Annotated in this window: 15 protein-coding genes; 5 read left to right on the top strand and 10 right to left on the bottom strand. The window is 53.0% G+C overall.

The window, feature by feature from the left end:
• Nucleotides 1-251: 251 nt before the first annotated feature.
• Nucleotides 252-641 carry a hypothetical protein gene (locus CKL79_RS20840; protein ID WP_240519009.1) on the bottom strand — a complete coding sequence of 130 codons (390 nt, stop codon included), beginning with the start codon at nt 639-641 and terminating at the stop codon, nt 252-254.
• Between the two features lie 316 nt (nt 642-957).
• Here CKL79_RS20840 and CKL79_RS20835 point away from each other — a divergent pair, with 316 nt between their 5' ends.
• Nucleotides 958-1,281 (top strand): hypothetical protein, encoded by a 324-nt coding sequence (locus tag CKL79_RS20835; RefSeq protein ID WP_240519008.1) that lies wholly within the window; start codon nt 958-960, stop codon nt 1,279-1,281.
• 54 nt (nt 1,282-1,335) lie between these two features.
• Here CKL79_RS20835 and CKL79_RS20830 read toward each other — a convergent pair whose 3' ends face one another.
• The 3 genes from CKL79_RS20830 to CKL79_RS20820 all read right to left on the bottom strand — a co-directional run bounded on the left by CKL79_RS20830 (nt 1,336) and on the right by CKL79_RS20820 (nt 4,410).
• Nucleotides 1,336-1,827 (bottom strand): hypothetical protein, encoded by a 492-nt coding sequence (locus tag CKL79_RS20830; RefSeq protein ID WP_121971467.1) that lies wholly within the window; start codon nt 1,825-1,827, stop codon nt 1,336-1,338.
• A complete protein-coding gene (locus tag CKL79_RS20825) occupies nt 1,824-2,378 on the bottom strand; it encodes a nucleotidyltransferase domain-containing protein (protein WP_205879166.1) in 555 nt (184 codons plus the stop codon). Before CKL79_RS20825 ends, CKL79_RS20830 begins: the two co-directional genes overlap by 4 nt.
• A 175-nt stretch (nt 2,379-2,553) precedes the next feature.
• On the bottom strand, nt 2,554-4,410 hold the full coding sequence (locus CKL79_RS20820; protein ID WP_121971466.1) for an SUMF1/EgtB/PvdO family nonheme iron enzyme: 1,857 nt from the start codon (nt 4,408-4,410) through the stop codon (nt 2,554-2,556).
• Nucleotides 4,411-4,517: 107 nt separating this feature from the next.
• Here CKL79_RS20820 and CKL79_RS20815 point away from each other — a divergent pair, with 107 nt between their 5' ends.
• Both CKL79_RS20815 and CKL79_RS20810 read left to right on the top strand, forming a co-directional pair.
• Nucleotides 4,518-4,847 (top strand): hypothetical protein, encoded by a 330-nt coding sequence (locus tag CKL79_RS20815; RefSeq protein ID WP_121971465.1) that lies wholly within the window; start codon nt 4,518-4,520, stop codon nt 4,845-4,847.
• A gap of 5 nt (nt 4,848-4,852) precedes the next feature.
• A complete protein-coding gene (locus tag CKL79_RS20810) occupies nt 4,853-5,281 on the top strand; it encodes a DUF2442 domain-containing protein (RefSeq protein ID WP_121971464.1) in 429 nt (142 codons plus the stop codon).
• 64 nt (nt 5,282-5,345) lie between these two features.
• Here the strand turns inward: CKL79_RS20810 and CKL79_RS20805 are convergent, their stop codons facing one another.
• Nucleotides 5,346-5,888 (bottom strand): response regulator, encoded by a 543-nt coding sequence (locus tag CKL79_RS20805; RefSeq protein WP_121971463.1) that lies wholly within the window; start codon nt 5,886-5,888, stop codon nt 5,346-5,348.
• Between the two features lie 155 nt (nt 5,889-6,043).
• Between CKL79_RS20805 and lipA the strand changes: the two genes are divergently transcribed.
• Nucleotides 6,044-6,961 (top strand): lipoyl synthase, encoded by a 918-nt coding sequence (lipA, locus tag CKL79_RS20800; protein ID WP_121971462.1) that lies wholly within the window; start codon nt 6,044-6,046, stop codon nt 6,959-6,961.
• On the opposite strand, the gene CKL79_RS20795 is transcribed toward lipA, so the two are convergent.
• Both CKL79_RS20795 and CKL79_RS20790 read right to left on the bottom strand, forming a co-directional pair.
• The gene (locus tag CKL79_RS20795) at nt 6,958-7,476 is read right to left on the bottom strand and encodes a DUF3122 domain-containing protein (RefSeq protein ID WP_240519007.1); all 519 of its coding nucleotides are present in this window, start codon (nt 7,474-7,476) and stop codon (nt 6,958-6,960) included. The two genes, lipA and CKL79_RS20795, sit on opposite strands and share 4 nt — an antisense overlap.
• A gap of 206 nt (nt 7,477-7,682) precedes the next feature.
• Nucleotides 7,683-9,368 (bottom strand): tetratricopeptide repeat protein, encoded by a 1,686-nt coding sequence (locus CKL79_RS20790; RefSeq protein WP_170944146.1) that lies wholly within the window; start codon nt 9,366-9,368, stop codon nt 7,683-7,685.
• A gap of 263 nt (nt 9,369-9,631) precedes the next feature.
• Here CKL79_RS20790 and CKL79_RS20785 point away from each other — a divergent pair, with 263 nt between their 5' ends.
• Complete coding sequence (locus CKL79_RS20785; RefSeq protein ID WP_240519006.1) at nt 9,632-11,029, top strand: MATE family efflux transporter; 1,398 nt, start codon at nt 9,632-9,634, stop codon at nt 11,027-11,029.
• 83 nt (nt 11,030-11,112) lie between these two features.
• Here CKL79_RS20785 and CKL79_RS20780 read toward each other — a convergent pair whose 3' ends face one another.
• The 3 genes from CKL79_RS20780 to CKL79_RS20770 form a co-directional block, all read right to left on the bottom strand.
• Complete coding sequence (locus tag CKL79_RS20780; RefSeq protein WP_121971460.1) at nt 11,113-11,499, bottom strand: hypothetical protein; 387 nt, start codon at nt 11,497-11,499, stop codon at nt 11,113-11,115.
• 214 nt (nt 11,500-11,713) lie between these two features.
• Nucleotides 11,714-12,022, bottom strand: coding sequence for a DUF3181 family protein (locus CKL79_RS20775; RefSeq protein WP_121971459.1), 309 nt, complete (start codon nt 12,020-12,022; stop codon nt 11,714-11,716).
• A gap of 125 nt (nt 12,023-12,147) precedes the next feature.
• A complete protein-coding gene (locus CKL79_RS20770; RefSeq protein WP_121971458.1) occupies nt 12,148-12,405 on the bottom strand; it encodes a hypothetical protein in 258 nt (85 codons plus the stop codon).
• Nucleotides 12,406-12,591: the final 186 nt, after the last annotated feature.

Raw genomic sequence — 12,591 nt, 5'->3', positions numbered from 1 at the left:
GTTATACCCAAGGCAGATGGGCTCAGTTTTGGGCCAAAATTAACCAATATGGATTTTCTCTCGCTTTTTAAGCCTACATCAAATTCAGGTCACACCCGTCGCGAGTGGCGTATTGGAGCGATCGCAAATACGGATATTCGTTTATCCCAATCGTAATCGCCCAGTTTCTGGCCACAGATCAGGAGGTCACCACTACAAACCCTTTAATTTTGACGGGATAACGAGAAAAGGGCAAGGACACAAGCAAAGCTTTAAGAAGGACGCACAAATTTCAGCGTAATGCCGCCTTTGCTGCCAAATTTTCCGCCGCTGCCGATCAGGCTGACTTTGCCTTCGGCGTTGATTTCGACTGAGAGTTCTACTTCGTTGAGCTGGAGGCCGGGGCGGGGGGGTGCCTGCTCGAATAAGTCGTTGACGATCGCAACCAGGCTTTGCATTTGGGCTTTTACTTTGTCGGCAGAGATGGGGAGGCGATCGCGCTTACTCACCGTTTTCTCAGCTTCAAACACGCGCCGGGGAGGGCCAAAGCCGCCGCCCATATCGCCCCCTGAGCGCCGACCTTCTACTTCAACGGTTTCTTCAACAACCTCAGTTTCGGCAACAATCCAGAGCGTATTTTCGTCGGTCATTCCTTCAGTCATCAGAAGCCCTTATAAAAAATAAATTTGAAAGCGCGTATCAGTAATTGCCAAGATTTCCTGTCAAAAATAGTTGACGACCGGAAAACAAGACTGGTACGCTAGCGTTTATAGCTGTTGCACTCCAGTAATAGCTACCCGCCCAAAAATTTAGCAGCCGCTGACGATGATTGCTACCAACAATCACCGCCAGCTCGCCCCCTCGCTGATCGAGCCAGCAAGGCGGTTGTGGATATCATGCCATAGCCACCCTGACTCCTGGCAAGTTGGGGTGGCTAAATTTTGGGTCTTTTTACCCAAATTCACCGAAAAGACCACCATGAAATCCACAGCCTATCTGCCCAGCGATCTGCCCAATGCCAGTCAGAGCGGCAGTCAGAGCGGCAGTCAGAGCGAACTTTTTGCCCTGCTGACCTCAACGCCCATCAGCCCGCCACCCGGCTCTGATAGCCGCCCTTCGCGAGAAGACCTGCGCCACATTTTGCTAGGCAGCCCTGGCGCGATTCGGCAGACCATCCATCAGCTACACCTCTTAAACTACGCCGAGCCGGTCTTGTGGAGCCCCCTAATGGCAGTCGGCGAGCAGATGATTATTACGCCAGCGCAAGGGGAGGCGATGAGCTTGCTAAGGCGGAGTTTGTAAGACGGACAGGGGCAATTCTCGAAAAGCGTTCGTAGGTTGCCCCTCGTGAAGCCCTCACGCTTTGCTATTTGAGGCGTCAGTGAGTGATTGTTGGAAAGCAAGACAGTCCGCTGCAAAGTGGTGAAAGCAGGAAGTCAGCCGCGAGGCATCTTCTAGCACTTTTTCGACATCTAGAGCATGAGCGTAGTTGTTTCGTACGACATGACGAAACGCTAAGAACGCTCTCAACTCAGCTAAAGTATCGGCACTTAAAACTAATGGCCTGATGCGTTCAACGCTTGAAGACATCTGTATCAACAAATCCTGATGCCACTTAGTCCCGCTAGGCAAGTTTTTGTCTACGTGTGTGGCTATAGAGCTTAAAATGCGCTCAACTCCAGTGTAGAAGCCGTGCAAGTTCATTGAGATACCCCCTACGATGGCGTTGTGTGCGCCCGGTGTTTTGACTACACTTAGCGCTGCGATCGCCTCATCCGTTTCGTGCACGGCGCGCTCCATTTTACTCAGCTCAACCTGCATCTCGTGAAAAAGTTGTTCATGATTCACAGCTCTACGCCTTCTTCCTCAATGGTTTCTCTAATTTCCGGATAGGCTTTTTCGATAGACACCAAATCCAGAGGCGGAAATTCGTATGGCCCAAGAATGTAGTTAGCCGCCGTCCAAGCTCTTGCATCTAAACGACCATCGAGCCCCCAAACGGCAATATCAATATCAGAATGATCGTGCATGTGCTCATGGTTTAATAACGAGCCAAACAAAACCACGCGCTCCACACCATAGTCTTGCTTTAGCATCTGAGCGATCTTGCGAGCCGCTTCCCAGCCTTCTTTCTGTCGCTGCTTCATCCGCTTCAGCGTTTCTGGCCTATCTATCCGGGCTTGCTTAAGGCGTGCTAGCACCCGCTGACGCTCAGATTCAGGGATTTCTAAGGGCGGCAGATCGCCATCTGCAATGCGTTTGGAAGCGGGCGAAGGTGCTGATTTGCCAGTGGGCAGCGGCTTGCGGTTGTGAAGCATGTTCACAAAATCCAGGACGACCTTTTGCTGGGTCTCAGGTAGCGCGTGCCATTGGGATAAGAGTAGCTGTTCTGAAGTCATGAATCCATCAGAGGGAGCGATCGCCTACAACCCTACAATAGCTTGCTGACTGCTTTGATGTGGAGCGCCCCTTCTCGATACATGCTGGAAGAATACGACGTGTCAAAATCTCAAAACTTTTCCGAGCGCTTCGTGCGGAAGAGGAAAAGGGCAAAAGGACAAGAAGGGTAAAGAGCTACGCAAGAGCCCTGGGCACAACACAACTCACTCGAAAACCGATGAAGTAGTCGCGGTGGTCGGGCGAATGGTCGAAGCGGTAAGCGGAGCGGCAATACCTCGAACCTTTGACCCCGGAACCGCCACGTACACATCTCGAAGCGTCTTCCTCAGCAGATAGCCAAACACTTCCATCCGTCGGCGCTCCCCTGTAGTTTTCATGCCAGTGGTCTGCACACCACTCCCGGACGGTGCCGTGCATGTCACAGAGACCAAAAGCATTAGCAGGGAAACTACCTACATTCATTATCCGCTTTCGGTACTCAGATGCCGATTCACTACGCCTGTAGGTATTACTTGCATTGTAATTAGCCAGCGCTGAGGTTAAAGTTTCACCAAAGTGAAAGGGCGTCATCGTTTCTGCACGACAGGCGTACTCCCACTCGGCTTCGCTGGGCAGTCGGTAGTTTTGTCCTGTGTGCTGCGATAGACGCTTACAAAATTCAACGGCATCGCGCCAAGAGACTCGCTCTACAGGTCGGCTATTTCCCTTTAATTTGGACGGGTGAGCATACAACTTGCAATCAACTTGCGGTAGGGCAGCAACTGCTCTCCACTGAGCCTGCATCACCGGATATTTCCCCATCCAAAAGGGTTCGACCCTCACCCAATGCTGCGGCCTTTCCCTATCGCTGCCTTCGCCATCAGCCGCACCCATATGAAACTGCCCGCCCGGAATCGCCACCATCTCTAGCTCAACACCCTGCCCTAGCTCTTCTAGTCGATACTCTGCCTGCTGCGTTTCTTTTTTGGCGATCGCTCCCTTTCTATCAACTGTCACCACTTCAAACGAAAACGCAGGTACTACAGGCGTCACCGTTTCGGTTACAGCATCAACAACGGCTGAGGAACTGGCCCTCTCTCCGCCTATCCCTAAAGTTTGCGCTGTTTGAGACACACCTGCTCGCTTCACAGCAATTCGTTCCAAAGCCTGAATAGCCTTCAAATCAGCTCGAACAATTGCCAACACATTAATCCATAGCTGTCTTGCTAGCTTCAAATCGCCGTTCAGCTCAGCCATCATGGCATCTTCTCTCAAAGGGGCCGCATCATGCACGGTCGCCTTATCTGGAATTAATACCAAATGCACCTTGTTTGCAGGCTCTGCTCTGACAATAGGCGTTTGGTTAGGCTTGTCGTACTCTGCGTTAAGCTCCTTTACACGATGCTTCAGCCAATTCTCAAGCCGATCTACCGTTGCACAATTCCTGGCACCTTCTTGCCGTAACCCTTCCAGCAACGCATAGGTAAACACACCTTGATTCAAAGACGCGATCTCATAAGCCTGCTCATTTGGCCCACAGGAGCAAATCGTCACTACGCCCTGCTGCGGGTCTTCCCCAATACGCCGACCGACATCACGAGCATCCCCATCCCGGCAAGCATCTAGCATCAGCACAATATTGCCCGCTCCACATCGCCGTAATCGCTCCGCAATGTACTGAATTTGTAGCCCAGTTTGCTCTATACGGCTATCGTTGCCATCAATAGGTATCAGGTAATCGATGCCATCGGCTCTAATTCCATGCCCCGCAAAGAAAAACCACAGGCTGTCTTGAGGATTCAAAAAATCTCGTTGCCTAAATTGAATGTCTAGAAATCTATCCAGATTCCCAAACCTTGGCGAAGCCTCTACCGACTGTCCACTGGGTAACTCCACATCCGGCGCACCTTCCGCAAAGTAAAAAACCTCGTCAAAACCCAGCTCATCCTGGCAAAAATCCCGCATCTCCTGGGCATCAGCCCGAGCATATTTCAGTCTGCCAACGTATTTGTATTCATTAATGCCAATGCAAATGGCCCAGTTTTTGCTCATAAAGCCGCGATTTCAGGAGGCGCATTCAGTGTAAACCAATCTATGAAGCGAGCCATAGTCCTCAGCTACACTACGAAGGAGTCCATCCCGTTAGTAATCAAATCATCATGGTTGCTTCAAACATAGAGGTTAGCGGTGCAACGCCTGACTTAGCAGAGCTAGTTAACCAATCGGTTAAGGGTTCAGAAATTATTACGTTGACGGAAAAAGGCACGAAGCGTGCGGTTGTGCTCAGCATAGAAGCCTTCGAGCATTTGATTGGATTATGGAAGGCTCGACAGAAAGACCTCATGCCTGCCGATGACTTTGAAAAGCAGTTCCATCAAGCCCTAGTTGAATCAGGCTATGACTCTAGGGAAAAGGTTATAGATTTGGTTCGAGACGTTAAGCGTGAAATGTACGAGGAACGTAGTCAGCTCAGTAGACAGGGGTTGTAGATTCAATGACTGATGCTCAAATTGAAGCTGCCAGAAAAGCTGGCAAAGCATCCCTGAATGAGTTTCACGCCGCCGCCGCCTGGTACGAGCTTGAAAGAGATCTGATTTGGATAGAAACAACCACAGGCATCTATCATGGCGTCCCTGCTGATCGGCTGCAAGGACTCACAGGCGCAACGCCCGAGCAGCTAGCCGATATTGAAGTGAGCCTGCAAGGAACAGGCATTCACTGGCCGCAGTTGGATGCCGACTTGACCGTGCAGGGCATTCTCTCTGGCATTTATGGTTCCAAGGCTTGGATGGCTGAGCTGGGTAAGCAAGGCGGAAAGTCTAAAAGCTTGCAGAAGGCGGTAGCGGCCAGGGCGAATGGGCAAAAGGGCGGACGACCCAAAAAAAGCTCAGCGACCGATGGAGCGATCGCTGAGCCCACTTAAGGAAATTCACGTCTTGTTGCTACCACTTGTCTCTACCGCCAGGCAGCGCCGGCCTTAACCCAACCTACGCCAGCTTCTTTTTAATGAAAGCCAAAATCTTGTTGTTCTGAGTTCTGAGTGCGGCCACTTCCTTCGCCAGCGTATTGACCTGCTGCTTAAGCGCGGCCATTTCAGCAACAGTCTCGCCACTCACTAAGCTAGGCGCTGCGCCAGCCTTTTGAGGACGAGGCTTACGGGCTTTAACCATCGCGCCTTTAATGGCACAAATGAGATCTTTTTGCTCAAACGGCTTTTCAATAAACTCGAAGTATTCAAAAGGCTCCTTGATCTTCTCAGTCAGCTCTTCACGACGACCCGACATCATCACCAGCGGAATGCTCTGCAGCTCAGGCTTAGTCTGAATCTCCTGAAACACTTCAAAGCCACTCATCCGAGGCAGCAAAAAGTCCAGCATGATCAAGTTGGGCTTTTGCGTGCGAATGGCGTCTATCCCTTCAATGCCATCCGCAGCTTCGATCACTTCAAAATTGCCCTTGGGCAGCATGTCTCTCACCCGCGCCCTGATCACTCGACTGTCATCGATCACTAAAATTTTATGACTGGCCACGACGGACTCCTTTAGCTGGCAAAATGAAAACTGGCAAAATGAAAGAGGTAGGCACTACAGTACAGCTGATGCTTGTAGACGCTTGGTTTAAAGTTGCCCAGATCGCAGGCATGAGTGAACGGTAAAATAAAGAAAATTCGACGCAGCTTTTCATAATGCCTACCCCTTCCCTTCAGCCGGTCAAATCACCTCGTCCTCGGCCCGAAATCGTGGCCCTGCCGGATTGGCTGCGTAGGCCAATTGGTAAGGCTAGTGAGCTGTCTGCCGTGCAAAAGGTGATTAAGCAGCGGCAAATTCACACCATTTGCGAAGAGGGCCGCTGCCCTAACCGGGGCGAATGCTACGCCAACCAAACGGCAACGTTTTTGCTCATGGGGCCGACCTGCACCCGCAGCTGCGCCTTTTGCCAGGTAGATAAAGGCCACTCGCCCATGCCCTTAGACCCTGAGGAACCCAAGAAGGTGGCAGAGTCAGTGCAGCTATTGGGCTTACGCTATGTGGTGCTGACGGCAGTTGCTCGCGATGATCTGGCCGATGGCGGCGCAGAATGGTTTGTCAAGACGATGAGCGCGATTCGGGAGAGCAGCCCTGAGACGCAAATTGAAGTACTCACGCCTGATTTTTGGAGCGGCATAGCGGCAGAAGAACAGCAAAAGCTGCGGGTAGAGACCGTGGTCAGGGCCAAACCTGCCTGCTTTAACCACAATGTGGAAACGGTGAAGCGATTGCAGGGGCCGGTGCGCCGGGGAGCAAAATATGAGCGATCACTCGATGTCCTCCGCCATGTCAAAGGCAGTAACCCGACGATTCCGACCAAATCGGGCCTGATGGTTGGGCATGGAGAAACCCAGGAAGAGCTAATAGAGGCCATGAAAGACTTGCGGGCAGTGGGGTGCGATCGCCTCACCCTCGGCCAATACATGCGCCCCTCTTTGGCTCATCTACCCGTGCAAAAATACTGGACGCCAACAGAATTTGACCAGCTTGGAGAAATCGCTCGCGATATGGGATTTGCCCACGTCCGCTCCGGCCCGCTGGTACGCAGCTCTTACCACGCCGGAGAAGAACCTTAGGTAGGAGACTGAGTTTCTGGTGACTGGGCCTCTGGAGACTGGCCATTCAGCTCGCGCCATTCATGTACCGCAAAGGGCGGCACCACTAGCTGGGCCACACTTCCTCCCGCCAGCGGAATCTCTATCTGTAAGGGAGTATCCCCAGTGAGATCGGCTAGCGTAGCCGCCATGTCGTACTGACCGGCGTTGCCCGGCAGAGACTGAGTTTGCGGATCTAAAGCCGGTTGAGCCTGCCATTGGGCGCTGGCACCCGTCGCGATGGTGATTGGCTTTTGCGAATCGAGAGAGACCAGCCCCGGAAAGCCGACTAGCCGCAGATAGAGACCTTGCAAACTGCCGGCCTGATAGCGTTTGAACAAAATAATTTGCCAGGAGCGATCAGTGCGATCGCGTAGGCTTTGCTTAGAGCGAAAAGTTGTTTGACCGGGCCGCTCTTGATAGGTGTGAATAGAGGCCAAGGGGAAGAGAGATGGGGTTGCTGTTGCAGGCGCAGATGTCAGCGGCAGGGCAACCAATAGTATCAGCCCGATAGATAAAAGACGGCTAACAACAATTTGAGAAATAGCTTTCGCTAACGGTGACAGAGAACGCTGAAATAAAGAACAGAATTGAAGAAAGAAAGGCCAGCGCTGAATCATCACCAACAGTTAAAAGGGGGCTGCTTTTTAGTGTACAGCCCCCTTCTTGAGTTAGCGATCAGAGATGTTAGAGACAGTCGCTTTTATAGTCTTCTCATCCGATCCATCACGGCCCGATAGCCGTCGGCACGGCCTGTCGCCAAGTAACGTTCGGCAGCGGCTTGCAGGTCGCTGTGGGCGGCAAAGCTATCGCCGAGCGCCATCAGCGTCAGCCCCCGATAATAGTAAACGTCAGCACTCGCAGTAGGATTTTGCCGAATCAGGCGAGAGAAGTCTTGATAGGCACTGCGGGCATCACCTGACTCATACAGCGCCCGGCCCCTAGCGGCGTAGGCGTCGGCATAGCTGTTGTCTAGCTCAATGGCGTAGGTGTAGTCAGCGATCGCCCCAGGCAAATTTCCGTCAATCGCGTCGGCATCGGCGCGGCCCTTATAGAGGCGCGAGTCAATCGGGTTGAGGCCAATAGCGGCATCGTAGTCAGCAATGGCCTCCTGCACATTGTTGTTTGCTAAGCGGGCCAGGGCTCGCTGGTAGTAAGCCTCACTGGAGTAAACATCAAGCTGCAATACCCGGCTAAAGTCGGCGATCGCCGCTGCCGTATTGCCCTGCGTACGGTACAAATTGCCGCGAGCCATATACGCCTCAACCGAGTTGGGCTGGCGGGTGAGCACCTGGTTAATATCTTCTAAGGCGCGGGTAGGGCGACCCAGGGCCAGATAGACATAGCTGCGGTTGTAGTAGGCTTCGCTGCTGTCAGAATCGAGACGAACCGCCTGATTGAGATCGTCTAGAGCCGCTGGGAAAGTACCAAGATGATAATAAGCAACACCCCGGTTGAGATGGGCTTGGGTGTAGTTGCTGCGGTTTTTGATGGCGGCAGTTAAGCTGACGACTGCGCTGTCATATTCGCCAAGCGCGATCAGAGATGTCCCCCGGTGCAGGTGGGCAGGTGCGTAGGTGGGGTCCAGGTTCAGCGCCTGGTCAAAGCTGACCATCGCCCCTTCATGGTTGCCAATCGCGGCGTCGGTGAGTCCTCTGTAGTCATAGGCTTCTACGTAGGCGGGGTTGAGCGCGATCGCCTGCTCAAAGTCTTCCATAGCAGCGGCCATCTCGCCCATTTCGTAAAACAGCGCCCCTCTAGCAAAGCGAGCCAGCGGATAGTCTGGGCTGGCGGCGATCGCGGCTGTGTAGTCAGCCATAGCCGTCACCGGGTCACTGAGCTTAAGGTGAGTGGCCGCTCTAAAGACGTAGGCTTCGGCATAGCCCTGGTTGGCAGCGATCGCCGTATCAAACTGGGTGATGGCCACGCCATAATCGCCCTTGTTATAGCTGCGCACGCCCTGATTGTAGGCAGTGACCGCCTGAGTCATCGGGTCGGGCTCTAACGCAGGCGCAGACTCGATCACGGGTGCAGACTCTATGGCTGGCGCAGATTCTAGGATCGGTGCAGGCTCTATGGCTGGCGCAGAATTCACCGGGAGCGCTGGCAGATTGAGCGGATCGACAGTAGCGGCGCGCTCTACGTTCAGATCGGCGCTGCTGCCCGGCGTCGGATTAGAGCCCGTGTCCAAACTGGGCATCACTTGGCGACCTACCCTGAGCTGCACATTGCTAGCCCTTTCTATGTCAGGATCGACATTAATCACGGGCAAAAAGATAGCCTCAGACATCTCTTCAGCACTGAAGTCATTGGCCTGCACTGGTAGCGCCACGACCAGACTGCTGAGAAGTGCGGTAATGCTTAAAATCGTAAGGCCACTGCGATTCATGACGTTCCCTTTCAAAACCTTTTCAAAACGTACGAGCTGGCAAGCGCTCGTAAGCGCACAGCGAGCGTACGGATGCATACTCCTAGAGAAGGCTGCGCCTACGTTCGCTCGCGAGCCACTTTGCCCACCACACTCAACGGTTCTAGCGATCTCTTATGTAGTGAGCAAAGTGGCCAACGCTATAGATTGCCCAGTTCGTTAGCAAAATGCGTTGACAAAGCAGATTCTCTGAGTGAATTGGCCTCTACCTACCGCCCAAAAATTTGACCTACTTTCAACGACTCGCTCGAAAATTTGTCCGACAGATCACCCCGCCACCGCTGCTCTCCCAATCGACCACAACCGCCTGGGTGATGCCGTTTTGCCGCCTGGCGATCGCCAACACCCTCTCTAATCTGATGGTGCCGCTGGCCGGGCTGATCGACACGGCCTTCTTAGGTCATCTGGCAGATATTCGCTATCTCAATGGGGTGGCGCTGGCCACGGTGATTTTCAACGTGATCTACTGGAGCTTTAACTTTTTTCGGATGGGTACGACCGGGCCGACGGCGCAGGCAGTTGGCCGAGGCGATGAGACTGAAGTGTGGCTGATTTGCCTGCGAAATTCGCTGCTGGCCCTGGGGGCGGGCGGGCTGCTCTGGCTGCTGAGGGGAGCGATCGCCACTGCCGGATTTGCGCTGCTTCAGGCTAGCCCTGAGGTTAGAGGAGCCGCCATGGAATTTTACAGCGGGCGGATTGTGGGGGCACCGGCTGTTTTAGTTAACTTTGTGCTGCTGGGCTGGCTGCTGGGTCGCGGTCAGGGACGGCAGGTGGTGGTGCTAGCCGTCGTGGGCAATGGCAGCAATATTTTGCTCGACTACTGGTTTATCCGGCAGCTAGGCTGGGGCAGCTACGGGGCGGGGCTGGCGACAGCGCTGAGTGACTACATTCTGCTGGCGGTAGGATTAGGGCTGATTTTGACTAGCGGAGTGCCCTGGCAGCGGTGGCCTCAGATCAAAGCTCGGCTCTGGCAGCTCAGCGCCCTCAAGACGCTGTTTGGATTAAACCGGGACATTCTCATTCGCACGTTTGCCATTGTCACGGCCATGTCGCTGTTTACCAACTTCAGCTCGGGCATGGGCGATACGGTGCTGGGTGTAAATACGCTGCTGCTGCAGATTGTGCTGATGTCGGCTTACTTTATGGACGGCATTGCGCTGACCGTAGAGAGCTACGCGGGGAATTTTTATGGGCGGGGAGCCGGGGGCGATCTGTACTGGCTATTGCTGCTGGGGCTAGTGGGTAGCGTGGTGCTGGGCGGGGCGATCGCCTTCACGCTGATCGCCTGGCCGACCTACTTTTTTAGCCTGCTCACCAGTCATACTGCTTTACTCAGCCAGGTGCCTCGCTACGTTGCCTGGCTGCTGCCTGTACTGGGCTTTGGTGGCCTCGCCTTTACCCTCGATGGCTACTTTTTAGGGCTCACTGCCGGACGCACGCTGCGAAATGCCACCCTAATTGCGCTTGCTATCGGTTTCTTACCCTTAGCGCTGACGGCAAGCTGGCTAAAAAGCCCTCATCTGCTGTGGCTTGCCCTCTCCGGCCTGATGACCCTGCGAGCCGTGACGCTGCTTTGGCAGGTGCCCTCTACCTTACTGCAGCCCATAAAAAACGATGACTGACAGTGCAGTCATCGCTGGGAACACATTATGGGTAGCTACAGAAACACGACGTGCGCCATCTTCTGGTAGCTTTAAGCGCCAGTCTACTTGCGAATGTCTTTGGCCATATTACGAAACATATCCATGTCGTTGGAGCCTGGCTTGCGGCGAGGTCGCTCGGATTTGGGAACGCCCATATCAGGCGAAACGCTGGGCTGAGCACCGTTGGCATTAGCAACGTCCTGAGCCAGTGGCGAAAAAAGGCCGTCGTTATTGGCCGCTGCTGCTTTAAGCGCAGAGATTTGTCTGATGCTCTCTAGATGTTCCTTGCCTTTCTTTTTGGCAAAGGTACGTCTGACCGTTTTGCTAGAGCGCATGTAGTTGATGTTGCCAAAGGTCTTGGCATCGTCATCGTTGAGGTAATAAGCCTGCTTGGTCTGAGTGTCGTTTTTGGGTTCACCCTTGCCAAAAACAAATTCTAAAATGCCCATTGTTCTCCTGCTCTAAATAACTAAACGGAATTATGTCTTCTTATATTAACTTTTATTTTCTTTATTAGAAAGCCAATTTTATGAAAACTTTAGCAAAGGTTAGCTAGCAGGAACCGCAGGCATTCCAATCGTAAAGCCCTCACCACCTCACAAAGATGCAGGCGGTAAGGGCTTTTAATTAACTAAAGTAGCGCTTAAGCAGCCAATGAACGGACTACAGCTTCTGCTGATACTCCTCTAGCAAATCGATCAGGTTGACCTGGCACTGCATGGGTAGCAAATCCGCTAGGGGCAGCGTCTTTCGACCACCGCCGAGCTTAATAGGAATGTCTTGCAGCACTTTGATCACGCCGTCTTCGGAGATGTCGTTGCTCGTGACCATGGGTAAGAGCTTTTCTGCAAGGGGGGTATGTAGCTTGGCATCGCCTAGATACAGATGCCATTTAGCAATGTCGATATAGATATTTTCGCCAATTTCAGCGGCGAGCGTTTCTAAGCTTTCAGTTGAGTTTGCTGCGGCCATGATGGTGCCTCCTTAAAAATAGAGTTCTTAGAAAGTAAAAAGAAAGTAAAAGATATCTTTAGTTCAGCATAGGCCGACTGCTAGCAGTAGGAAACTACCGAAAGAGCCAAAGGCATGATGGGCATTTATGAGGCGTCTATTTTGGGTGAGTAGTCGGCGATCGCAAAGATATACGTTGCGTGGGCAAACAAGATACACAGCATCGCAAAGGTGACGATCTTCGCCTGCGGCAGGGAGCCAGGGTTGAGCGTGTTAAAGAACCACAGGCTAGAGTTCACCGCTGCAAATCCGGCGACGTGAACGGCAAAGTTAATGCGGTCTTCTAGCTTGCGGAGGGCGGGGTCGTTAGCGGGGTCGGGTTCGCGGGGCCAGCGGGGAGGCATACGTTTTATGAAGGGTGGTTGTCTACGCTCTCTATTGTAGAGGGGTGGGGCAGGGCTATTTCATTTTAAAGATGCGCTTGAGGGTGTCAAAGCCAAACTGGCAACAGCGCTGAGCTTGAGCCATGTTGACAAACGCATTGTCACGGTAGACGTTGAGCGCAAAATTGCGTGCCACCGCAAAGATTT

The sequence above is a fragment of the Leptolyngbya sp. BC1307 genome (genome assembly GCF_002286735.1).
Classification (GTDB): Bacteria; Cyanobacteriota; Cyanobacteriia; order Phormidesmidales; family Phormidesmidaceae; genus Phormidesmis.
Note: the sequence above shows the minus strand (reverse complement) of the source record. Positions and strands in the feature narration are given on the sequence as shown.